Here is a 20,694-nt window from a genome sequence, read left to right on the forward strand (position 1 = left end):
CTATGTTATCAATCATATCCAACATAAACAGGAAGATGGCAGCAGCTGCTGTAGCTGGCTCCTGCATTGCATTTCAGGCCTGCAAGAAAGCGGTGGAAGTACCGCCGCCCACTAACAGCCTGGTAGGATCAACGGTCTTCGCTAACGACAAAACAGCTACAGCAGTAATGACTGGTCTGTACAATACCATGCACTCCGCAGCAAATATTGCGGATGGCACCTGGAGCATCGGTAAATTCATGGCCACTGCTGCCGATGAGCTCAACAATCATTTCATTGGTGTGGCGGCCACCCAGTTTTACAGGAATGATCTGTCGTCAAACCCGGGAACTTATTTCTGGGGACATTTCTTCAAATACATCTATATTTCCAATTCAACCCTGGAAGGAGTGGAGCAATCCACCACTTTAAAACCTGCCGTTAAACAACAGTTGCAGGGAGAAGCCAGGTTCATGCGTGCCTTCATAAATTTTTATGCAGTGAACCTGTATGGAAATATTCCGATCGTCACCACTACCGATTACAAGATCAATAACAGGCTGGAACGCAGTCCACAAGCGGAAGTGTACAAGCTTATCGTGGAGGATCTGCTGGAAGCAAAGAAGCTGCTCAGGGAAGAATATATGGACGCCAACAACCTGGTGACAACTGAAAAGATCAGACCGAACAGGGCTGCCGCCACAGCCATGCTGGCGCGGGTCTATCTATACCTGCAGGACTGGAGGAACGCAGAGCTTCAGGCAACCGAACTCATCGGCAACGCATCCTATGAGCTGTTACCCCTGAACAGGGTGTTCCTGAAGAACAGCGCGGAAGCCATCTGGCAGCTGGCAAGTTCAAATCCCATCTACACCAACACCATGGACGGATACTTTTATACCCTTCGTACAACGCCTGGCATATCCTTTCATAACAGCATGACCAACTGGTTGTTCAATGCGTTTGAAACAGGTGATGCCCGCAAAACCGGATGGGTGGGGAGTTACAATACAGGTACTACCATTTACAATTTCGCTTCCAAATACAAGAACAGTGAAAGAAGTTCAGCAGTGACAGAATATTTCATGGTGCTGAGACTGGCAGAACAATACCTGATCCGTGCGGAAGCTCGTGCACAGCAGGACAAGGCAACAGCCCTGGATGACCTCAACGAGATCCGCGACAGGGCTAACCTTGATGATTACAACGGTCCAACTGATAAGAACTCCGTACTGAAAGCCATTCAGCACGAACGCCAGGTTGAGCTCTTCACAGAATGGGGACATCGCTGGTTCGATCTCAAACGTACAGGCGCACTGGATGCCCTGATGAGTGGTGCAACAGGTATCACTGCGCAGAAAGGAGGTAACTGGAATAAGAATGACACTATTCTTCCGCTCCCTCTCACCGAAATAGCTGTCAACCCCAAACTGACGCAGAACAATGGATACGACCCACAATAAATTATAAGCCATGAGATTGCCGATAATAATAATGCTGTGTGTTACATGGTATAACAGTAATGCACAAACGAAACCATTTATATTGAAGGGTAAGATCGGAGCATTGAATTCGCCTGCAAAAGTATACCTCCGGTATGCTACACAGGATGGGCCGGTTATCGATTCCGTTACCCTGAAAAAAGGAAATTTCCAGTTCAAAGGCCGGGTGACAGAACCATTGATGGCTTCTCTTTTTCTCAGCAGGGATGGAAACCCTATTAAATGGCCTTACGACGAACTGATGTTTTATATCGATCCCGGTACTGTTTTGTTCAGCAGTAAGGATTCCATGAAAAATGCGGTCACATCAGGATCAGTACTGAATACTGATTTACAGCATTACGATGCGCTGATGCAGCCTTTGCGTGCTAAAGCCATGCAACAGGCAGAAACCCTGCCTGACAGATCAGACAGGAAACAGGATCCCCAAATGACTTCACTGAAGAAGGAAATGGCAGCAGCAAACCAACGTTTCATTAAAGAACATCCTGCTTCCCTGGTTAGCCTTAATGCCATCCGGTATATGGGAAATGAAACAGAAACAGTTAAAGGCTTCGATTCTTTATTGATGCTATTCAGTGGACTGGAAGCCGGATTGCGGAATAGTAAGAAAGGAGAGGAGTTGCTGAATTCCCTGAACAAAAAGCGCATGCTCCTGCCTGGTATGTTGGCGCCTGATTTCAGTCAGCCGGACAGCAGCGGAAAGGAATACAGTCTTTCCTCCCTGCGCGGTCGTTATGTGCTGGTTGATTTCTGGGCATCCTGGTGCAAACCCTGCCGGGCAGACAATAAAGAGCTGGTTCGTTTGTATGCTGATCTGAAAGACAGGAATTTCACTATTCTCGGAGTATCGGTAGATACCAAACGGGATGCATGGCTGAAAGCGGTGCATGACGATAAGCTAAGCTGGTTGCAGGTTTCGGATCTGAAAAAGAAGAACCCAGCCGCAGATCTGTACCAGATCACCGGCGTACCAACAACCTATCTGCTGGATCCCAATGGGGTGATTATTGCGAAGAATATCCATGGAAAAGAATTGGAGAAATTGCTGGAAGGGATTTTGAGATAAAACAGGGGGTAACAAAAAACGGTGTGCAATTTCCACTGCACACCGTTTCCATTTTATTCAATCTCCGCTTACCTCGTAAACGAATAATTAATATAAACCGTTTTCCCCTCAAAATTCACCGCACTCTGCAACATCATGGAATTTGCTGTCAGGGATTTCAGCTCCAGCCTGTACCCATCTGTTACTTTGTTCGGTTTAACACCTGTTCCCAGGTTCTTGAACTGGAAATATTTCACACCACCAATGGTCTGAACGCTCCAGTAAATATTTCTTTGTCCACCCGTGCACTCTGATCCCGCCGGAACAGTATAAGAACCATTTCCATTAGGCACCAGGTTCCACTGACTGCCTACATAACAGGTGTAAGGCGCATCATCAAATACAGTTACTTTAAATCCGGTCTTGGAAACACCATCCAGGTCAATATTGCTCACCGTCCAGGTACCTTTCAGGTCTACCTTGGCTCCATCAGGACTTGCTACCTTACTGGGGGAACAGGCTGTGAAGAACAGAACCAGGCTCAGGGAGGCTGCGGCTAACAACTTAAATCTTTTCATAGTCGTCTTGTTTTTGTGATTAAATGAGATGCAAATCTGATACCAGTTCTACTGGACATTACAAAGATAAAAGAAATTCAATGTGTTAGAAGTAGAGGAGGAGGGATTTAGGGGAGGTTTCCCAAACACGAAGGCGGATATGGAAATATCCGCCGGTAAAAAACTGACTGTATTGTTATTAGATTGTGCTACGTCAGGAATTGTTCCTTAAGTAGTATCAGAACAGTTTTCCTCATGCACATGCTAAAAGTAGCCATCCATCTACAGCACCGGAAACTTAATCAACCAACGGGCATTTCCGGGCATCAGACAACAGTTCCCCTGAAACCGGCTGCATTAGTAGTGTGTGAGCCCGCATTGGTAAGCATTACCCTGCCGTTTATTTCTTCAACAGGCGGTTATTGATGATCTTTTCCATTACCGCATCCCGCAGATATTTGGATACAGGCACCTGGTACTGCTCAATATGCAGTATATTTCCTTCAATGGCCCGGATCGCTTCCAGGTTCGCCAGGTACGACTTATGAGGTTGGATGAATTGACCCGCAGGCAGGCTTTCCTGCAAGGCCTTCAAAGTGGAATGAATGATAAGCTTTCTTTCACGAGTGTAAATGCCCACATAGTTTTCCATTGCTTCAGCAAAAAGGATATCGGCATAAAAGACCTTTTCCAGTTTATTATCAGCCTTCACAAAAACAAAATCTGCCGGCTCAGCCCGTTGCAGCAAGCGGAAATAGTCATACGCTTTATTGGCCGCTTTCAGGAAACGCTCAAATGAAATGGGTTTCAGGAGATAATCCAGCACATCCAGCTCATAACCCTTCAGTGCATATTGATCATACGCCGTAGTAAAGATCACACGGGGAGGGTTACTGGCATTCTTCAAAAAATCTATCCCGGATAAATAAGGCATTTCTATATCCAGGAAAAGCAGGTCAGCAGGCTGCTGTTTCAGCAACCCGTTCAGTTGCAAAGCATCTTCGCACACGCCCGAAAGCGAAAGGAAATTCACCTTACTGATATACCCCTGCAAGCCTTTGCGGGCAATGGGTTCGTCGTCTGTAATGATGCATCTGATGGGAGTGGACATACTTTCTATTCTAATGGTAGCTGCAATGTTGCAATAAATCTGTCTGAATCTTTTACCGTATCAAGCAATGCCATACCTGGATACAGCAGATCAAGCCTTCTTTTTACATTTTCCAGCCCGATACCTCCGGCGTTTGTCTGTGCAGGAACAAGGTCCGCCAATGAATTGATCACTTCAAAATGAAGTTTGCCTTCCGTAAGCCGGGCAGTGATTTCGATGGTCAGGTTGCCTCCAGCATATTTAAATGCATTCTCCACCAGTGGCAACAGGAGTAAAGGGTAGAGTTGTTGCTGCTGCAGTCTTTCATCAAATTTACAATTCAACCTCAGCTTTTCGGAGCTCCGTAGTTTTTGCAGGTTGATGAACTGTTGCAGGTATTCAAGCTCCCGTATGACTGGTACCAACTGCTGCTGATCATACAACTGATAACGCAGTAATCCGCTGAACTGCTCGATACTTTGTTTGGCGCCCGGAAGGTCTTCATCCATCTGAAAATAAATTGTATTCAAGGCATTGAAAAGAAAATGCGGATGGTACTGTGCTTTCAGGAATTTCAGCTCGGTCTGTAACTGGTCATTGGTGATGCGTTCCAGTTTCAGCTGTTGCCGGATATAAGCCTGAACGAATTTATTCCCGCGGGCAATGGCATAATATAACAGTATGTACAGGATCACTACAATATTGGCGATGCTGAAATTGCTCCAGTTCACGGGATCGTTCAACAGGTAGTGGATCAGGAAGAACATCGGGTTCACACTCAGCAGGGCAACCAGCAAAATGATACTGAATTCACGGATCACAATGTTTGCATGAAAGACGGCTGCCTGCCGGCTGAAGCGAAGCACCAGCCAGTTCAGTACAGGTAATGTGATACAGGTTGTACCGGTAACGAAAAGGATCTCGATGAAATTCTGCTGCCAGGGGCGCTGCCAGAACCGGGTGCCTTCTGTAGTATCAGTTACCACCCTGATGGTAAAATAAATCAGGAGGCCGAATACCACGGATAATGCCAATTTCCAGATCCATTTCATTCAGGTTGTTTTAAGGTAGTATTCTTCATTCCGAATAACCAGCGGCTGAACCCGAACGGCCTGATGAATACATGTATTAAAATTATACTAATCAAAAACGTCAGCAAAACAGTGAACCCGTATTTCAGGAGAATGGTATCCGTGGTGCGGATCACATAGAAGGTCAGGATCACGATCACGGTCTGATGCAGAATATAAAACGGGTAAACGGTCTGGTTGAGGTATCGCAAAGACGGATGCGGCCTGTTCAGGTATTTCTTTCCATATCCTACCAGTGTAAACACCCATAAATAGGCCGTAAAAGCATATAGTGCAGTATAGAAAGGAGAGGTGATATCATCATCCAGTCCATTCCATCTGAAATAGTTGATCAGCACTATACTCACAAACGCAAGCGCCAGTGAAAACCTGCGGTTACGTTCCAGGCTACCGGTCAGTGCCGGAAAGCACATACAGACAAAGCCCACCAGTAAGAAACAAAGCCAATAGAAGAAATTACAATAATCATGAATAAGATCATTGGTACCGGGAAACAGGGGCGCAAGGAAAGTGAAGATCAGGGTTCCGGGCAGTATCAGCAGGTAAACCCAGGCACCCTGGGACAGCCGGTCGAAGAAAAGGATCGATCCTGCATCCTTTGATTTCCGGATCAGCCAGGTAAAAAATGGCGTGAACAGCACATCATATAAAAAAAGGTAAACGATGAACCAGAGATGGTGCCAGCTGAAATTTCCGGAAGGATAAGGCTCGAACCTGAAAATGGAAGGGTAGAAGTCCCAAAAGCTACCGGTATACCCCTGGCTAACCCTTTCCAGGTATACCTGTGGCGGAACCACAATCAGGATACCCGCCACAAGGGGAATGAAAAGCCTTTTGAAGCGGAGCGCGATAAAGGCAGCTCCACTGTTTTTTTGTAATATGAACCAGGCAACGGCCCCGGAAACGAAGAAAAGCAGGGGCATCCGGAACCGGCTGAGCCAGAAATTCAGCTCCATCAGCAGATTACTGGTTTCTTTATTCTTGAGGTGCCAGCCCCATTCGGCCACATAAGGCATGGCGGAATGGAAGAAGAGAACGCCCAGGATGGCGAGGATCCGGAGCCAGTCGAGCCAGGCCTGGCGGGAGCTGTGGATTTGCATAGTTGGTTGTTTCAGCAAACTTAGCCGGGGGGTGAGGGGGATTAAAATTTAGTTGACCACTGGATGGTTTGGGCTGACAACCCGAAAATGTATTGTGTACGATTTGTTTATCTCCCCTCCAAGCGATAATTTTGCCACTCTTTAAAACCATAATACCGGATGGCAAGAACAATAGCATTTCGTGATGCACTGCGTGAAGCAATGAGCGAAGAGATGAGAAGGGATCAGAATGTATTTCTGATGGGAGAGGAAGTTGCTGAGTACAACGGTGCATACAAAGTAAGCCAGGGCATGCTGGATGAATTCGGCCCCAAGCGCGTAATCGACACCCCGATCGCAGAATTGGGCTTCACTGGTATCGCAGTGGGAGCCGCTCAGAATGGACTCCGTCCGATTGTTGAGTATATGACCTGGAACTTCGCTGTACTGGCGCTGGACCAGATCCTGAATACAGCTTCCAAGATGCTGGCCATGAGTGGCGGGCAGATCAGTTGCCCGATCGTTTTCCGTGGAGCAAACGGTTCTGCCGGACAGCTCGGCGCTCAGCACTCTACCGCTTTTGAAAGCTACTATGCCAATATCCCCGGCATCAAAGTGATTTCCCCCTCCAACCCATACGATGCAAAAGGCCTGCTGAAAGCAGCTATCCGTGACAACGACCCTGTTGTTTTCATGGAAAGTGAAGTGATGTATGGCGAAAAAGGCGAAGTTCCTGAGGAAGAATACATCATCGAGATCGGAAAGGCTGATATCAAGAAACCGGGTAACGATGTTACCATCGTGAGCTTCAATAAAATGATGAAAGTGGCACTCGGCGCTGCCGCTGAACTTGAAAAAGAAGGCATCAGTGCAGAGGTGATCGACCTGCGTACGATCCGTCCGCTCGACTGGTTCACCATCCTCGAAAGCGTTAAAAAGACCAACCGCCTGGTGATCGTTGAAGAGCAGTGGCCCATGTGTGGTGTTTCTGCCGAGATCGCCTACCGTATCCAGAAAGAAGGTTTCGACTACCTGGATGCTCCGATCCGCCGTATCACTGCCGCCGATGCTCCGCTGCACTACGCGCCCAACCTCGTGGCCGCCGCCCTTCCTGACGTTCCCCGCACCGTTAAACTGGTGAAAGAGGTAATGTACATGAAAAAATAATCAGAAATTGTCAGCACCCAATAAAAAATCCCGGATCATTCCGGGATTTTTGCTTTAATACGTTTACGGATTACTGTTAGCATCAGATTGGTTGCAACTTAGACTCCACCGGATCACCCCATTCCGTTGTATCCAGACAATTCAGAAAATTCGGATACTCTTGTCCCACCCATTCTTTAAACCCATCCGCACTATTCACCACCAGCCTCTCCAGGGTGGCATCATTCACAATGGTCAGCTTGAAATCTCCCGTCCTCAATACCTGGTAAACCGTAAAAAACCTCCTGGCGCCTGTTGAAAAGAAAACTCGTTTGTTGTTGTAATACTCTGCGGGGAACAATGATTCCAGCCACACATCATTAATGTACAATTTGTACTGAGGGTTTAACATGGGATGCTTACGGGTTATTGGTGGTTATAAATAGAAACATGCCGAAGCTGCTTCGCATCCCGGCATGTTTTGCTTGCTGATATGTCAGACCTGCTATTCTAAGATCTTGAAAGCGGATGAACACAGTAAGAGGAATGCATACACGCATCCCAGTACAATTCCGCCTAATAATGTCAATCTCATAACAACCTTGCCAACACGTGGTTGTGGCTGAACGCTCAATTGGTGTGCTTTCATAAGGATTTCTTGGGGTTAATAATTGTTTTCAAAGGATTTCGATTCTTAACAGCACTAAATTAATAAACCGCCTTCGTTTGTGCAAGGGAGTTTTACTAACAGATTGCTGCATTTTTTACGGTTTACCAGGTCTTCAGTTCGGCTTTACGGAAACTCCATTCCGGAGTGGTAATGAGTTCGTTAGTCTGTCCGGCATCATACCAGGGTCCGCCTTCAGGGTCTGCCGGATTTCTCAGAATATGGATGCTTTGCGCAGGCATATAGCTCTGGGCCAGCATATAATATTTGTGTCCCAAATCATTCACTGCCACATCCATCACTATTACGGCATGTCCGGGAGAGCCACCACGGATCAATACATCGCCGGGCTGCAGGTCCTTCCACCTGGTGGCGCGTAATTGCTGAGCGAGAGAAAGGGTGCCGCAATAGGCAAAGACCGTTTCCAGGTACCTCTCGAAAGCGATGGAATCAGGCCTGGGCGGACAGGCATACATCCGTCCGTTGTTATCGGAGAACCTGATCTCGGAATAACGCCCCTCACTGTACAGCCAGGAAGCGCGGAGACGCATCACGGCATCGGCGCATTGCTGCAGGTCCTTTTTCCCTACAGGCAGGTCCAGCACCACAAACTGGGCTCCCTGGTAACTCTTCGGCTTACCATTGTAGAGATACACGGTATTGTCTTTTCTGACCGGGATATTCCGCAGCCAGGTGGCAAAATCAGGTCTCTCACCGCCCACCCGCTTACAGCCTTCCGGAGGCTGAATGTCTGAAACCTTTGCCGGTAGCGGCTTTGATTGAATGGAATTTATACGGGGCCGGGGGGTGGTGCCTGCATCCTGGCAGCACAACAAAACCGGCAAAATAATTGATAGGTAGAAGAGCTTCTGCTTCATGGAGGTTCGTTATTTTTACGCACCCTGAAGGATCATTAACCGGCATTATTCCACAGCATTAACCTGTTAATTATTATGTCAAATATTTTAATCATCGACGACGAAAAAGCGATCCGCAAAACACTCTCTGAGATCCTCAGCTATGAGGGCTATAAGATTGAAGAAGCAAGTGACGGAGAAGAAGGATTGAAGAAGTTCAAGGAAAAGACCTTCGACGTGGTGCTCTGTGATATCAAGATGCCCAAACTGGATGGCATCGAGTTCCTCGACAAGGCCCGTGAAGCCAACCCGGACGTACCGGTGATCATGATCTCCGGTCATGGTACCATTGAAACCGCCGTGGAAGCTGTAAAGAAAGGCGCCTATGATTATATCGCCAAACCACCGGACCTCAACAGGCTGCTCATCACCATCCGCAATGCCACCGACAAAACCAACCTGGTGGCTGAAACCAAAGTGCTCAAACGAAAAGTGAGCAAGGTGGATGAAATGATCGGGGAGTCCGGTCCCATTGTACGCATCAAAGAGACCATCGATAAAGTAGCCCCCACCGATGCCCGAATCCTGGTAACGGGAGAGAACGGGGTAGGTAAGGAGCTGGTAGCACGCTGGGTGCACGAAAAGAGCAACCGCGCCACCGGTCCGCTCATTGAAGTGAACTGTGCGGCCATCCCCAGTGAGCTGATCGAGAGCGAACTCTTCGGTCATGAAAAAGGCTCTTTCACCTCCGCCGTTAAACAAAGGATCGGAAAATTTGAGCAGGCGCATGGCGGCACTCTCTTCCTGGACGAGATTGGGGATATGAGCCTGAATGCACAGGCCAAAGTACTGCGTGCATTGCAGGAAGGCAAGATCACCCGTGTGGGTGGCGATAAAGATATCAGTGTGGATGTTCGTGTGATAGCGGCCACCAACAAGGACCTGCTTACGGAAGTGGATGATAAGAACTTCCGTCTCGATCTTTACCACCGCCTCAGTGTGATCATCATCCACGTGCCATCGCTTAATGATCGCCGTGATGATATTCCTTTACTGGTAGACAAATTCCTGTCCGATGTATGCTCCGATTATGGCATCGCTAAAAAGTCCATCGATCCCGATGCACTGGATGCGCTGAAAACCCATAACTGGACCGGTAATATCCGTGAGCTCAGGAACGTGGTGGAACGCCTGATCATCCTTTCCGGAAAGAATATCACGGCTGAGGACGTTTATGCATATGTGTTACCACGAAAATAACCGATCATACAGCAGCGAAATTCAGGAGTGCTTCCTTTCCGTTGAGCAGTTTCACGTTCGGCGGAATGGAATGCACCAGACTGCTGGATGAAAAATAGATCTGCTGCGATGGAAACATCGCAGATATTCTCTGCAGATAGGTTTTAAGATCGCAGCGGATCAGGTTGGTCACCAGGTGAAAATACACCTGTGTAATTCCTTTCTGAGAATCTGCTACGCCCTGCAATACTTCCAGCGAAGCATTCCTTCCCACATATATTGTTGGTACGCCCTGCTTCTTCAGCAGGTACTGCATGAAGAGAATGGAAATTTCATGGAATTCCATTTCCGGTGTAAAAAGCAACACTTTCCTTTTTGTATTTACATGGGCCGGACAATCGAGTCCGTCGATAGACAAATGAATTTTTTTGATGATAAGGGCGCTGGCGAAATGTTCCTGGCAGGGATGGGCCTTACCCGCCAGCCAGAGCAGGCCGATATGCTTCAGCAGGGGAAAGACCACATTGAACATGCTCCGTTCAAAACCCGCATGGAGTAAGAGCGTGTTCAGGATCTTTTCGAACAGGGGCTGATCAAAATCAAGTGCGGCCTCCGTCAGCTGGTTCACATAAATTTCGTAATTCTCACTGTCGGGCTGCAGCTCCAGCGCACGCTCGCGGATCTCTTCCTGGGTCATACCCGCGATCCGGCTTATCTTGATGCCGCGGTTATACAGATAAGCAACACGAAGGATATATTTCAGGTCCTCACAATCGTAGAAACGGTGCTTGCTCTCCTTTCTTTTTGGATTGAAGATATTGTGGCGTTGCTCCCAGATGCGCAGGGTATGGGCCTTGATGCCCGTCATATTCTCGATATCCCGAATGGAAAAAATGTTCATAATAATGTAACAGGGCGGAATTTATTACAACTAATGTGAATGGACAAATTCTGTTTATCCCCGGTATTGCCTGCAAACCAATGGCCAGGGGGTAAGTATTACCTTCACAATCAGGCTTTGGTGATACAGGATATAGCGTTATTTTAGCAAATAATTGGTTTTTATCCTCCCGCCAACCTGTGGCGGAGTGGTAATTTTGTAAGATTCTCTATAAATAAAGACAGCATGAGTTTACATGATCTGAGCATTATTATCCTGATATCCCTTCTAATTGTGCTGCTGCCTGCCATCGGCCTGGCAAAACTGTTCGCTAAAGCAGGTATTCCTTCCTGGAAGGCCTGGGTTCCTTTTCTCAATACCTGGGAAATGCTCAAGGCTGCCCGTTTCAAAAAATACTGGTTCTGGATCCAGTTCATTCCGGTGATCGGCTGGTTCATCAGCATCTGGATCCTTGTAGAGTTCATCAAGCTGTTCGGCAAATACAGTTTTCTTCAACATGCTGCTGCCGTTCTTCTTCCTTTTATCTATTTCCCGCTTATCGGTTACAGCGATAACACAAAATATCTTGGTTACGAAACTGCCCGCAAACACCGCAAGTCCGCTGTTCGCGAGTGGGTGGATGCAGCCGTGTTTGCCATTGTGGCCGCCACGCTGATCCGCACTTTCGTGTTTGAAGCCTATACCATTCCCACAGGCTCCATGGAAAAGACACTGCTGGTGAATGATTTCCTTTTCGTAAGTAAACTGAGTTATGGCCCACGTATTCCCAATACACCACTGGCATTTCCCTTTGTGCACCATACAATGCCACTGGTAGGCGGAAAATCTTACACAGAAGCTATCCATCTTCCATACACACGCTGGTTCTCCAGCCCTGTGAAAAGGAATGATGTAGTGGTGTTCAACTTCCCTGCAGGTGATACGCTTACCACCGAATGGGATTCACAGAAAACATATTATGATCTCGTGCGCGACCTCGGTCGTAACCAGGTTTGGGACCAGTACCATATTGCTACCCGCCCTGTTGACAAGCGCGAGAACTATATCAAACGTTGCGTGGCCATTGCCGGAGATACCATCGAAATAAAGAATGGTATCCTCTTCGTGAACAACGAACCTGCGTATGTAAGCCCCACTGCCGCCACTTTCTATCATGTCCGCTTCAACAACGTGATCCTCGATCCGGAAGAGATGCGCAGCCAGGGTATCCTGCTCAATACAAACGATGGCGATCCCGATCTGCAACCACAGGGTGGCTTTGATTATCGCATCAACCTTACTTTGAATGAACTGGAGATCGTGAAAAAGATGCCGGGTTTTGTAAGCGCGGATAAAGAGATCCTTCCGGGTTCAACAGATATCTACCCGAATGCTCCTTCCCAGTATCCATGGACGCCTGATAATTTCGGGAAAGTATGGATCCCCAAGAAAGGCGCTACCATAAAGCTTACTCCCGAGAATATTCTCTTTTACAAAAGGGCCATCAATATTTATGAAGGCAATGAGTGGGAAGAGAGCAATGGAAAGATTTACATAAATGGACAACCCGCTGACACCTATACATTCAAAATGGATTATTTCTGGATGATGGGTGACAACCGCCATAAATCACAGGACAGCCGCTACTGGGGCTTTGTACCCGAAGACCATGTGGTGGGAGAAGCCTGGATGATCTGGATGAGCTGGGATAAGGGTGTACGCTGGAACAGGTTGTTCAAGACCATCCATTAATATGAAATCAGAAAATTACGAGTTTTCTTATACCGTTTACGACTCCGTAGCTGAACTGGAGCCACAGGATGCCTGGTTGCTCAATGAAGCCAGGACTGTGAGTCAGTATGCTTACGCACCTTACTCGAATTTCCTGGTTGGAGCAGTGGCCAGGCTCGCCAATGGTGAGATTGTTGCAGGTTCCAACCAGGAGAACGCGAGCTATCCCGCAGGGATATGCGCAGAACGCGTTCTTCTCAGCGCCGCTGCCAGCATGCATCCCAATATTCCCATCGAATCGATGGCCATCAGTTACCAGCAGCCCAATGGCCCGAGTGATCACCCGATTGCGCCCTGTGGCATCTGCAGGCAGAGCTTGCAGGAGTTTGAATCGAGAGTGAAAAGGCCGGTGAGATTGATTCTAGCAGGAATGGAAGGAAAGATCATTGTGATCCCGGAAGCCAGTTCCCTGTTACCACTTGCATTTACGCAGGACGAGTTGTTGTGATTTTTACCAGGTCAATATTTATCAGTTAGTTCCCCGGAGCAGATCGCTTTGATCTGACATGTTTCCATGCAGCAAACAAAAGTAATAGTGCATATGCCATTACCATGGCGCCACCGGCAATAAACAATGCAGAAGATTGCTTCACTCCATCAGAGACGATCAGTAAAGACATCCAGACAAATGCAATCATCACCAGTAAGAGTATGGGAAGCGTATCATAACCGATCGATTGAATTGTCTTGTGTTTCCTGTAAATTATGAAATGCCTGCCGAATAACACAATTCCAAGCAGTAGGGCGGCAATGATGTAAACATGCTCATGTATGCCCAGAAAAGTCTTGCTGGCCGCAACTTTTGCTGACCTGTACCCGTAACCGATGCCGGCTACTAGCAGTAATAACAATGTGCGAAGAAGCGTATTCAAGGAAAAGGAATGTATATCCTTTAAATAACGAAATTTTCTACAGACTTCCAAGCTCCAGCCGAAGATCTGTTGCCGCGAAGCCAACGCAGGTCAATATCAGCCCCTTCTCCAGGTCTTTCTCCGTAAGCACTTCATTATTGCTCATCTTCACTTCACCACTGATACAGCGTGCGGTACAGGTGGCGCATCTGCCGCCCTTGCAACTGTAAGGCAGCTCAATGTTCAGGTCAAGTGCCGCCTGCAGAATGGAAGTAGGGTAGCTGACATTGTATTCATACTCCTTACCGTTATAGTGCAATTGCACTTTTTTAGGTTGAGGATCGATCACCAGGGCAGGAGGTGGTAAAACCGGAATGGTAAAATGTTCTTTGAATAACTGCTCTTCGTCAAAACCCATCACACGCAAAGTGAACTGTACCATGCGCATGAACGAGGGCGGGCCGCAGGTGTAGAAAAGGGTAGCGGGCTTATCTTTTTTATGAGTGAAAGGCCTGGGCTCGTGGATACCAACGAGCTGCTCCAGCAAACCGTTGTTCAGCCTGCGCGCAGGCAGCTCATGCAGCAGCGGATGACTCAGCAGATCGATGCGGGTGAACTGTTTGGGATATTGCTCTTCCAGCAATTGCAGCTCCCTGTGATAAATGATAGTGGTCTCATCGTGGTTCTGGTAGAGCAGCGTGATATGGGAACGGGGTTTCGCTTTCAGCAAGGATTTAATCAGAGAGAATATCGGAACGATGCCGCTGCCGGCAGCGAGAAAGAAGAAATGTCTTTCTTCCGGAACGTCCATCTGAATAGTGAAACGGCCGGAAGGAGGCACTGCACGAATGATATCGCCGGGCTTCAGGTGCTCCAGTAAATGCCGGGAGATCTCTCCGTTCTCTTTTCTCTTAACGGTGATGTATAAGCGATCATCTATGCCAGGCGCGGAGCCCATGGAGTAGGAGCGACGCACTTCATGCCCGTTGTAGTCCAGAACCAGGGTGAGGAATTGTCCTGCTTCATAATTGAATGAAGTACCATCAACATTTTCCAGCACAAAGGTTTTGGCTTCTCTTGTTTCAGGTACCACTTCTTTAACAACCAGTTCCAGGAAATCCTTCATTATTTATCAGCGAGTTTAACAACCACACGTCCCATGGTTTTCCCATCCAGGATAGCATCAATATAGGTGGTGTTGAGGTCTTCAAGACTTACTTCTTTGGCAATGGCATGGAGCTTATCCTTCACATTCCAGGTGGTGCTGAGTTTGTCCCAGATGGCCATCCGGCGCACCATCGGAGTTTCCGCTGATCCCACACCCAGCAGGCTTACACCATTCAGGATGAAGGGATACACGGTGGTGGCCAGTTGTGAACTGCCAACAAGCCCGGTGCTTACTATACTGCCTTCTATAAAACAGCCTTTGAGGAGCGTAGCGAGTGTATTACCACCTACGGTATCAATTGCGCCTGCCCACTGTCCGCGCAGCAGGGCTTTGCCGGTAGTATCGTATACCCATTCGCGTGACTGGATCTGTGAAGCGCCTAATGTTGTGAGATAACCTTCAGCATTGGGTTTGCCGGTAATGGCGATCACCTCGTACCCCGCCTTGCTGAGAATGGCAACAGCCATGCTGCCAACGCCGCCGGTAGCACCTGTGACCACTATGGGGCCCATCTGAGGGTTTTGCCCCATCAGTTCCATCTTGAACAGGGCAGAGGCGGCTGTGAAGCCCGCTGTACCCAGGATCATGCATTCCCGGAGCGTATAACCATCCGGTTTACGTACCACCCAGGCGGCCGGTACACGGATGTATTCGCCGAAACCACCGCAGGTGTTCATGCCCAGGTCGTACCCGGTAACGATCACTTCTTCACCTACCGTAAAGAGTTCGCTTCTGCTGATCTCCACAATGCCTGCGGCATCGATACCGGGCGTATGCGGGTATTTCCGGGTGATGCCCTTATTACCGGTGGCGGATAGAGCATCCTTATAATTGAGTGCCGAATACTGGACCCGGATAACCACTTCGCCGGGAGGCAGGTCATCTATAAGTCTTTCAACGATTTTCCTTTCGAAAGTTCCTTCTGCTGTTTCCGTGATCCATAGTGCTTTGAATGGCATAAACTTATTCCTCCTTACTGATTTTTTAGATTTAACTGCAAAATTCAGACCTGCCTGAAACCCGCTCAGAAAAGGGTTTGCACACCGTTGGCTATCCTGTTCTCCAGTGCAAGCAGCCATTTCTTGCGCCACAATCCACCAGCATACCCCACCAGTTCACCGTTTGAGCCGATCACCCGGTGACAGGGCACGATGATGGCCACATTGTTCCGGCCATTGGCCGATGCAGCTGCGCGGATGGTCTTTACGTCGCCCAGCCGCCTGGCCATCTCCTGGTAACTGCTGGTCTTCCCGTATGGGATATGCATGAGCTCACTCCAGACCCTCAGCTGGAATTCCGTACCTTCCTGATTCACAGGGATCTCAAATGTACGACGGTGGCCCTGAAAATATTCTATCAGTTGTTCCGTAACCTGTATGGCAAGGGGAGGGAGCTCTGCAGAAGCAGGACGGCCGGCATCTTCCTCGTTATCTATAAAATGAAGTTCACTGAGATAATGTTCCGTACCCGACAAGCGGAGTAAACCCACGGGGCTCTGGTAATATGTGGTGAATGTGGCAGGCATCGGGGCGATGCTTACCCGATCTTCCAGCCGTTTTCCACTTTCCGTTCGGGTTGTAATAAAACTACATCTTTTTTATCAGTGTAAACTCCCATGATCAGGCACTCGCTGAAAAAATTAGCGATCTGCTTGGGAGGAAAATTCACGATAGCCACTACCTGCCGCCCGATCAGGCTTTCACGGTCATACAGGGCCGTGATCTGGGCGGATGTTTTTTTAAGTCCCAGTTCCCCGAAATCCACTGTAATTTGGTAGGCAGGCTTTTTCGCTTTGGGAAAATCTGTAACTTCCATGATCGTTCCGATACGCATATCGATTTTTTCAAAATCATCCCAGGTTATATTCATCACATTTATTTTAATCAAATAAACGACAAATATTATGAAAAGAACAGGCACAGCCGTTTGGAACGGCTCCGGAAAAGAAGGCAGCGGACATCTCACCACTCAAAGCACTACCCTCAATAAGACCCAGTATTCTTACAAATCAAGGTTCGAAGAAGGTGTTGGCACCAACCCTGAAGAGCTGATCGCGGCTGCACATGCAGGCTGCTTTACCATGAAGCTCGCTTTCGTACTTGGTGGTGCAGGTTTCACGCCTGACAGCCTCGAAACTACCTCCACCATTACACTCGACAATGGCGTGATCACAACTTCACACCTGGTAGTGAAAGCATCGGTTCCCGGGATCACTGCCGACAAATTCCAGGAAGCAGTTAAAGACGCTGAGCAGAATTGCCCGGTGAGCAAGGCCCTCAACGTGACCATCACTACCGAGGCTACACTCGCTTGATGCATTGCTTTATCACCCGGAGATCAGGCATTTGCTGATTAAGTTTTTGTGAAATGTATGATCCGTCCGGTAGAAAATACAGGAAGCTCCGGACCGAATGAAATGAACGGTTGTTCGTCATTCGGTCCGGAGCTTCTCTTTGCGGCATGTACAAAAATTAATGCCTTCCATTCTTTGCTAAATCGTTATACCTCCGTATTTTCAGTGCTTCGTACACTTATCACGATTCACTAAACACAGATCAAACTGTAACATGAAGAATAAGCAATCCTCAGACCGCGCACGCCGGGATTTTATCCGGAACACCTCCCTGGCGGCAGCCGGATTTTTCATTGTGCCCCGTCACGTGCTTGGGCGCGGTTTTGTGGCCCCGAGCGATAAACTTCGCATAGCCGGTATCGGTGTAGGCGGAAAGGGCGCCAGTGATCTATCCGAATTTGTGAAAAGTCCCAATGCGCAGGTAGTGGCACTCTGCGATGTGGATGACCGCGAAGCAGCCAAAACACGCAAGCGTTTCGACAAGGCCCCATACTACCGCGACTTCCGCGAAATGCTGGATAAGGAGGGAAAGAATATCGATGCCGTTTCAGTATCAACTCCCGATAACACACACGCCGTGGCAGCCATCGCCGCCATGCAGCTCGGCAAACACGTATACGTTCAGAAACCGCTCGCTCACGATATCTACGAAGCACGCATGCTAACGGAAGCGGCTAAGCGCTATAAAGTGGTTACCCAGATGGGCAACCAGGGCGGCTCCGGCGACGGCGTCCGTAAAATGAAAGAGATTGTGGACGCAGGCATGATCGGCCAGGTGCACACCGTGCATTGCTGGACCAACCGCCCTGTTTGGCCACAGGGACTTCCCACACCTTCGGGAACGCATGAGATCCCCAAGGAGCTCGACTGGAATCTCTGGCTCGGACCAGCCAAACATATCGACTTCAACCCTGCCTACCTGCCCTTCAACTGGCGAGGCTGGTGGGCATTCGGTACCGGCGCCCTCGGTGATATGGCCTGCCATATCATGGACCCCGTTTACCGCATCCTGCCGATCCTGTATCCCTCCGATGTGGAGTGCAGTGTAGCCACTATCTGGAAAGAAATGTGGAATGACAGCATGAACCCCGACAGTTGTCCTCCTTCCACTATCATCCGCCTTTCTTACCCCACCAACGATGGTAAACATACCATCAAGGTGAACTGGTACGATGGTGGCCTGATGCCTGCACGCCCCGACGAACTGCTGCCTGATGAAGAAATGGGCAACTGGGATGGCGGCGTGATCTTCGAAGGCACCAAAGGAAAGATCATGGCGGATTGTTACGGAGCCAATCCAAGACTGCTTCCTACCAGGCTGATGAAAGAAAAGAAGATGCCGAAGGAAACCATCAAACGTGTGCCCGAAGGCCACTACGTGCAATGGGTGAATGCCTGCATCGCCGGTCATGGCAAAGGGGAGACCAGCTCTCCGTTTGAATTTGCAGGTCCTTTCACTGAAAGTATCCTCATCGGTAACCTGGCTATCCGCAGCTTCATGATGAAGAACCCCAACCTGAAAGGATGGGGCGATAAATACCTTGGCAGAAAGAAACTGCTCTGGGATGCGAAGAATATGCGCATCACCAATTTTGAAGAAGCCAACCAGTTTGTGAAGAGAGAGTACAGGGAAGGCTGGACACTGGGCGTATAAAGCATACAGTTCAACTTTCATATCTGCAGGCCGCACATGACTTGTGCGGCCTTTGCATTTCACGAAATATTCCATCAAATAAAAGATCCCGGCTGCAAAACAGCCGGGATCTTTTATTAATACCAATTCCATTATTTCTTACCCAGGTAAGAACGCAGCATCCACGCTGCTTTCTCATGCTTCTGGATCAGTTGTGTGAGATAATCAACCGTGCCCACATCCTTCAGCTTGTCTATTTCCTCAATTTTGGTACGGATATAACGCGCCATTGTTTCATGGTCATCCAGCAGGTTCCTCACCTGCTCCCCCTGTTTAGTGGTAGCGGCAGGCTCTGTGAGATCGGTGAGCTTCAGGTATTCTTTCAGACGGCCTTCTGCATAATGGCCGATCTTGCGCACTCTTTCTGCCAGTTCATCGATCACATCTTCCAGTTCAGTGTATAAGCCTTCAAAGAATTTGTGCATTTCCATGAAATTATCACCTTCATAGTTCCAGTGATAGTTCCTGGTTTTTGCATACAGCACAAATTCGTCGGCGAGCAGTTTGTTAAGGATCAGGGCTACTTGTTGTGCATTCTTGTCAACCAGGCCAATGTTCGCTTTCATGTCTTCATTTTTTTTAGTGTAATGATAATTGTTAGTTCCGCTGCTTCAGGGAAGTTTTACAAATAGCGGGCCATCAAAGTTTGCATTAGGAGTTACCAAATGTACTAATTACATCAATATAAAAAATGAATTATGCGGAGGGGTCGTCGTCCCCGGCGATTTCCCCGGTAAAAGGATTTTCATCCGGCGTATCCAGCAGGGCAGCCAGGTCCTGCAGTTCGGTTTGCTTGTAACGGTATTTGTCGTTATCAAAACATTTGCTGAATTCCTGCAGCAACATCCTGATAACGGCCTTGTTGGAGAGTGGTTTGAAGTAGGATTCGGCCGGAGGTACGTTGATGCGTTTGAAATAATTCTCAACGTCTTTGTGCGTGAATACCTGTCCGCTCATGGGATCGATGAAAAATTCCGTTTTGTACTCGGGATTTTCAGTCACCCTCGTAAAGTCGTATTCCGGCTTGAAATAGCCCAGAACAAACTGGCGGGGGATACTGATGGCGCGAACGGGAACATCCAGCAATTCGCTCACAATGAGGTACAGGATACCATTGGCAATGGCGTTACCCCGCTTTGCCTCCAGTTGCTTGTTGATGAGGAATTCCTCAGGCTGCTGGTAAGCGATCTCCGTACCACGCAGATTATAATAATTGTACAGGATGCTTGTAAGCACATTCACCTGTTCCAGCGGGGTCAGGTAATTGTTGAGCTCCAGCCAGATATTGCGGCGGAGTTTTTCTATTTCCTGGTAGATAGTGCTGGTAGTGAGGTCGGGATATTGAAAACGGGCTACCAGCAGGGCGCCCGTCAGCAGATCCTGGTGCTGGTTCTTACCCCATTGCAGGGTTTCCTCGGTGAGATCGCGATAATGTAAACGATGAATGAGGAGTTCGATCCTCTCCTGCACATCTTCACTGACAGTATTCTCCCAGAGATGCTCGAGGTTGGGAATAATGCCTTTTCCAAAATCGATGATGCGGGTGGATACCACATTGAATACCTCTTCATCCGGATCATCAATCAGGTGGAACAACGCTGATATTTCTTTATTTTCCTCCATAAACCGGGTATTCTCCCTGATATTAGACAACGCAATCACGTTGTCAATTTCGGAGAAATGATTAAAAACAGGACAATAAT

22 protein-coding genes are annotated in these 20,694 nt (G+C 48.2%); 8 read left to right on the forward strand and 14 right to left on the reverse strand.

What is annotated here, in order from left to right:
- Nucleotides 1–2: 2 nt before the first annotated feature.
- Both ACTHMC_RS11015 and ACTHMC_RS11020 read left to right on the forward strand, forming a co-directional pair.
- Complete coding sequence (locus ACTHMC_RS11015; RefSeq protein WP_440413170.1) at nucleotides 3–1,442, forward strand: RagB/SusD family nutrient uptake outer membrane protein; 1,440 nt, start codon at nucleotides 3–5, stop codon at nucleotides 1,440–1,442.
- A 10-nt stretch (nucleotides 1,443–1,452) separates the two neighbouring features.
- Nucleotides 1,453–2,550 (forward strand): redoxin domain-containing protein, encoded by a 1,098-nt coding sequence (locus tag ACTHMC_RS11020; protein WP_440413171.1) that lies wholly within the window; start codon nucleotides 1,453–1,455, stop codon nucleotides 2,548–2,550.
- 68 nt (nucleotides 2,551–2,618) lie between these two features.
- Here ACTHMC_RS11020 and ACTHMC_RS11025 read toward each other — a convergent pair whose 3' ends face one another.
- The 4 genes from ACTHMC_RS11025 to ACTHMC_RS11040 form a co-directional block, all read right to left on the reverse strand.
- The gene (locus tag ACTHMC_RS11025) at nucleotides 2,619–3,107 is read right to left on the reverse strand and encodes a hypothetical protein (RefSeq protein ID WP_440413172.1); all 489 of its coding nucleotides are present in this window, start codon (nucleotides 3,105–3,107) and stop codon (nucleotides 2,619–2,621) included.
- Nucleotides 3,108–3,486: 379 nt separating this feature from the next.
- The gene (locus tag ACTHMC_RS11030; protein WP_440413173.1) at nucleotides 3,487–4,197 is read right to left on the reverse strand and encodes a LytR/AlgR family response regulator transcription factor; all 711 of its coding nucleotides are present in this window, start codon (nucleotides 4,195–4,197) and stop codon (nucleotides 3,487–3,489) included.
- 5 nt (nucleotides 4,198–4,202) lie between these two features.
- Nucleotides 4,203–5,228: a sensor histidine kinase gene (locus tag ACTHMC_RS11035; RefSeq protein WP_440413174.1), complete on the reverse strand. Its 1,026-nt coding sequence runs from the start codon at nucleotides 5,226–5,228 to the stop codon at nucleotides 4,203–4,205.
- A complete protein-coding gene (locus ACTHMC_RS11040) occupies nucleotides 5,225–6,367 on the reverse strand; it encodes an acyltransferase family protein (RefSeq protein WP_440413175.1) in 1,143 nt (380 codons plus the stop codon). Before ACTHMC_RS11040 ends, ACTHMC_RS11035 begins: the two co-directional genes overlap by 4 nt.
- A gap of 159 nt (nucleotides 6,368–6,526) precedes the next feature.
- On the opposite strand from ACTHMC_RS11040, the gene ACTHMC_RS11045 reads away from it, so the two are divergent.
- Nucleotides 6,527–7,513, forward strand: a complete 987-nt coding sequence (locus ACTHMC_RS11045) for a pyruvate dehydrogenase complex E1 component subunit beta (RefSeq protein WP_440413176.1) — start codon at nucleotides 6,527–6,529, stop codon at nucleotides 7,511–7,513.
- Between the two features lie 82 nt (nucleotides 7,514–7,595).
- Here the strand turns inward: ACTHMC_RS11045 and ACTHMC_RS11050 are convergent, their stop codons facing one another.
- Entirely contained in the window at nucleotides 7,596–7,904 is a 309-nt protein-coding gene (locus tag ACTHMC_RS11050; RefSeq protein ID WP_440413177.1) for a hypothetical protein, read from the reverse strand.
- 359 nt (nucleotides 7,905–8,263) lie between these two features.
- On the reverse strand, nucleotides 8,264–9,037 hold the full coding sequence (locus tag ACTHMC_RS11055; RefSeq protein WP_440413178.1) for a DUF4846 domain-containing protein: 774 nt from the start codon (nucleotides 9,035–9,037) through the stop codon (nucleotides 8,264–8,266).
- Between the two features lie 75 nt (nucleotides 9,038–9,112).
- Here ACTHMC_RS11055 and ACTHMC_RS11060 point away from each other — a divergent pair, with 75 nt between their 5' ends.
- Nucleotides 9,113–10,276, forward strand: a complete 1,164-nt coding sequence (locus ACTHMC_RS11060; RefSeq protein ID WP_440413179.1) for a sigma-54-dependent transcriptional regulator — start codon at nucleotides 9,113–9,115, stop codon at nucleotides 10,274–10,276.
- A gap of 4 nt (nucleotides 10,277–10,280) precedes the next feature.
- Here the strand turns inward: ACTHMC_RS11060 and ACTHMC_RS11065 are convergent, their stop codons facing one another.
- A complete protein-coding gene (locus tag ACTHMC_RS11065; protein ID WP_440413180.1) occupies nucleotides 10,281–11,156 on the reverse strand; it encodes a MerR family transcriptional regulator in 876 nt (291 codons plus the stop codon).
- 225 nt (nucleotides 11,157–11,381) lie between these two features.
- On the opposite strand from ACTHMC_RS11065, the gene lepB reads away from it, so the two are divergent.
- Together lepB and ACTHMC_RS11075 are read left to right on the forward strand one after the other, a co-directional pair.
- Nucleotides 11,382–12,887, forward strand: coding sequence for a signal peptidase I (gene lepB, locus ACTHMC_RS11070; protein WP_440413181.1), 1,506 nt, complete (start codon nucleotides 11,382–11,384; stop codon nucleotides 12,885–12,887).
- A gap of 1 nt (nucleotide 12,888) precedes the next feature.
- Nucleotides 12,889–13,374, forward strand: a complete 486-nt coding sequence (locus tag ACTHMC_RS11075; protein ID WP_440413182.1) for a cytidine deaminase — start codon at nucleotides 12,889–12,891, stop codon at nucleotides 13,372–13,374.
- A gap of 25 nt (nucleotides 13,375–13,399) precedes the next feature.
- Here ACTHMC_RS11075 and ACTHMC_RS11080 read toward each other — a convergent pair whose 3' ends face one another.
- From ACTHMC_RS11080 to ACTHMC_RS11100, 5 genes are all read right to left on the reverse strand, one after another.
- A complete protein-coding gene (locus tag ACTHMC_RS11080) occupies nucleotides 13,400–13,798 on the reverse strand; it encodes a hypothetical protein (protein ID WP_440413183.1) in 399 nt (132 codons plus the stop codon).
- A 37-nt stretch (nucleotides 13,799–13,835) separates the two neighbouring features.
- A complete protein-coding gene (locus tag ACTHMC_RS11085; protein WP_440413184.1) occupies nucleotides 13,836–14,903 on the reverse strand; it encodes a 2Fe-2S iron-sulfur cluster-binding protein in 1,068 nt (355 codons plus the stop codon).
- Entirely contained in the window at nucleotides 14,903–15,904 is a 1,002-nt protein-coding gene (locus ACTHMC_RS11090; RefSeq protein ID WP_440413185.1) for a YhdH/YhfP family quinone oxidoreductase, read from the reverse strand. The genes ACTHMC_RS11085 and ACTHMC_RS11090 overlap by 1 nt, the downstream gene beginning before the upstream one ends.
- A 65-nt stretch (nucleotides 15,905–15,969) precedes the next feature.
- On the reverse strand, nucleotides 15,970–16,470 hold the full coding sequence (locus tag ACTHMC_RS11095) for a methylated-DNA--[protein]-cysteine S-methyltransferase (RefSeq protein ID WP_440413186.1): 501 nt from the start codon (nucleotides 16,468–16,470) through the stop codon (nucleotides 15,970–15,972).
- Between the two features lie 11 nt (nucleotides 16,471–16,481).
- Nucleotides 16,482–16,814, reverse strand: coding sequence for a tRNA-binding protein (locus ACTHMC_RS11100; RefSeq protein WP_440413187.1), 333 nt, complete (start codon nucleotides 16,812–16,814; stop codon nucleotides 16,482–16,484).
- Between the two features lie 34 nt (nucleotides 16,815–16,848).
- Here ACTHMC_RS11100 and ACTHMC_RS11105 point away from each other — a divergent pair, with 34 nt between their 5' ends.
- The gene (locus ACTHMC_RS11105) at nucleotides 16,849–17,259 is read left to right on the forward strand and encodes an OsmC family protein (RefSeq protein WP_440413188.1); all 411 of its coding nucleotides are present in this window, start codon (nucleotides 16,849–16,851) and stop codon (nucleotides 17,257–17,259) included.
- Between the two features lie 253 nt (nucleotides 17,260–17,512).
- The gene (locus ACTHMC_RS11110) at nucleotides 17,513–18,952 is read left to right on the forward strand and encodes a Gfo/Idh/MocA family protein (protein WP_440413189.1); all 1,440 of its coding nucleotides are present in this window, start codon (nucleotides 17,513–17,515) and stop codon (nucleotides 18,950–18,952) included.
- Between the two features lie 131 nt (nucleotides 18,953–19,083).
- Here ACTHMC_RS11110 and ACTHMC_RS11115 read toward each other — a convergent pair whose 3' ends face one another.
- Entirely contained in the window at nucleotides 19,084–19,557 is a 474-nt protein-coding gene (locus ACTHMC_RS11115) for a Dps family protein (RefSeq protein WP_440413190.1), read from the reverse strand.
- A 130-nt stretch (nucleotides 19,558–19,687) separates the two neighbouring features.
- On the reverse strand, nucleotides 19,688–20,614 hold the full coding sequence (locus ACTHMC_RS11120; protein ID WP_440413191.1) for a transglutaminase-like domain-containing protein: 927 nt from the start codon (nucleotides 20,612–20,614) through the stop codon (nucleotides 19,688–19,690).
- Nucleotides 20,615–20,694 lie beyond the last annotated feature (80 nt).

Source organism: Pseudobacter sp., assembly GCF_051955275.1.
In the GTDB taxonomy this organism is placed as follows: Bacteria; Bacteroidota; Bacteroidia; order Chitinophagales; family Chitinophagaceae; genus Pseudobacter.

Bases quoted from the DNA above. Each gene is read 5' to 3' on its own strand.
- ACTHMC_RS11015 (WP_440413170.1), top strand. From the start codon at position 3: ATGTTATCAATCATATCCAACATAAACAGGAAGATGGCAGCAGCTGCT.
- ACTHMC_RS11020 (WP_440413171.1), top strand. From the start codon at position 1,453: ATGAGATTGCCGATAATAATAATGCTGTGTGTTACATGGTATAACAGT.
- ACTHMC_RS11025 (WP_440413172.1), bottom strand. From the start codon at position 3,107: ATGAAAAGATTTAAGTTGTTAGCCGCAGCCTCCCTGAGCCTGGTTCTG.
- ACTHMC_RS11030 (WP_440413173.1), bottom strand. From the start codon at position 4,197: ATGTCCACTCCCATCAGATGCATCATTACAGACGACGAACCCATTGCC.
- ACTHMC_RS11035 (WP_440413174.1), bottom strand. From the start codon at position 5,228: ATGAAATGGATCTGGAAATTGGCATTATCCGTGGTATTCGGCCTCCTG.
- ACTHMC_RS11040 (WP_440413175.1), bottom strand. From the start codon at position 6,367: ATGCAAATCCACAGCTCCCGCCAGGCCTGGCTCGACTGGCTCCGGATC.
- ACTHMC_RS11045 (WP_440413176.1), top strand. From the start codon at position 6,527: ATGGCAAGAACAATAGCATTTCGTGATGCACTGCGTGAAGCAATGAGC.
- ACTHMC_RS11050 (WP_440413177.1), bottom strand. From the start codon at position 7,904: ATGTTAAACCCTCAGTACAAATTGTACATTAATGATGTGTGGCTGGAA.
- ACTHMC_RS11055 (WP_440413178.1), bottom strand. From the start codon at position 9,037: ATGAAGCAGAAGCTCTTCTACCTATCAATTATTTTGCCGGTTTTGTTG.
- ACTHMC_RS11060 (WP_440413179.1), top strand. From the start codon at position 9,113: ATGTCAAATATTTTAATCATCGACGACGAAAAAGCGATCCGCAAAACA.
- ACTHMC_RS11065 (WP_440413180.1), bottom strand. From the start codon at position 11,156: ATGAACATTTTTTCCATTCGGGATATCGAGAATATGACGGGCATCAAG.
- lepB (WP_440413181.1), top strand. From the start codon at position 11,382: ATGAGTTTACATGATCTGAGCATTATTATCCTGATATCCCTTCTAATT.
- ACTHMC_RS11075 (WP_440413182.1), top strand. From the start codon at position 12,889: ATGAAATCAGAAAATTACGAGTTTTCTTATACCGTTTACGACTCCGTA.
- ACTHMC_RS11085 (WP_440413184.1), bottom strand. From the start codon at position 14,903: ATGAAGGATTTCCTGGAACTGGTTGTTAAAGAAGTGGTACCTGAAACA.
- ACTHMC_RS11090 (WP_440413185.1), bottom strand. From the start codon at position 15,904: ATGCCATTCAAAGCACTATGGATCACGGAAACAGCAGAAGGAACTTTC.
- ACTHMC_RS11095 (WP_440413186.1), bottom strand. From the start codon at position 16,470: ATGCCTGCCACATTCACCACATATTACCAGAGCCCCGTGGGTTTACTC.
- ACTHMC_RS11100 (WP_440413187.1), bottom strand. From the start codon at position 16,814: ATGAATATAACCTGGGATGATTTTGAAAAAATCGATATGCGTATCGGA.
- ACTHMC_RS11105 (WP_440413188.1), top strand. From the start codon at position 16,849: ATGAAAAGAACAGGCACAGCCGTTTGGAACGGCTCCGGAAAAGAAGGC.
- ACTHMC_RS11110 (WP_440413189.1), top strand. From the start codon at position 17,513: ATGAAGAATAAGCAATCCTCAGACCGCGCACGCCGGGATTTTATCCGG.
- ACTHMC_RS11115 (WP_440413190.1), bottom strand. From the start codon at position 19,557: ATGAAAGCGAACATTGGCCTGGTTGACAAGAATGCACAACAAGTAGCC.
- ACTHMC_RS11120 (WP_440413191.1), bottom strand. From the start codon at position 20,614: ATGGAGGAAAATAAAGAAATATCAGCGTTGTTCCACCTGATTGATGAT.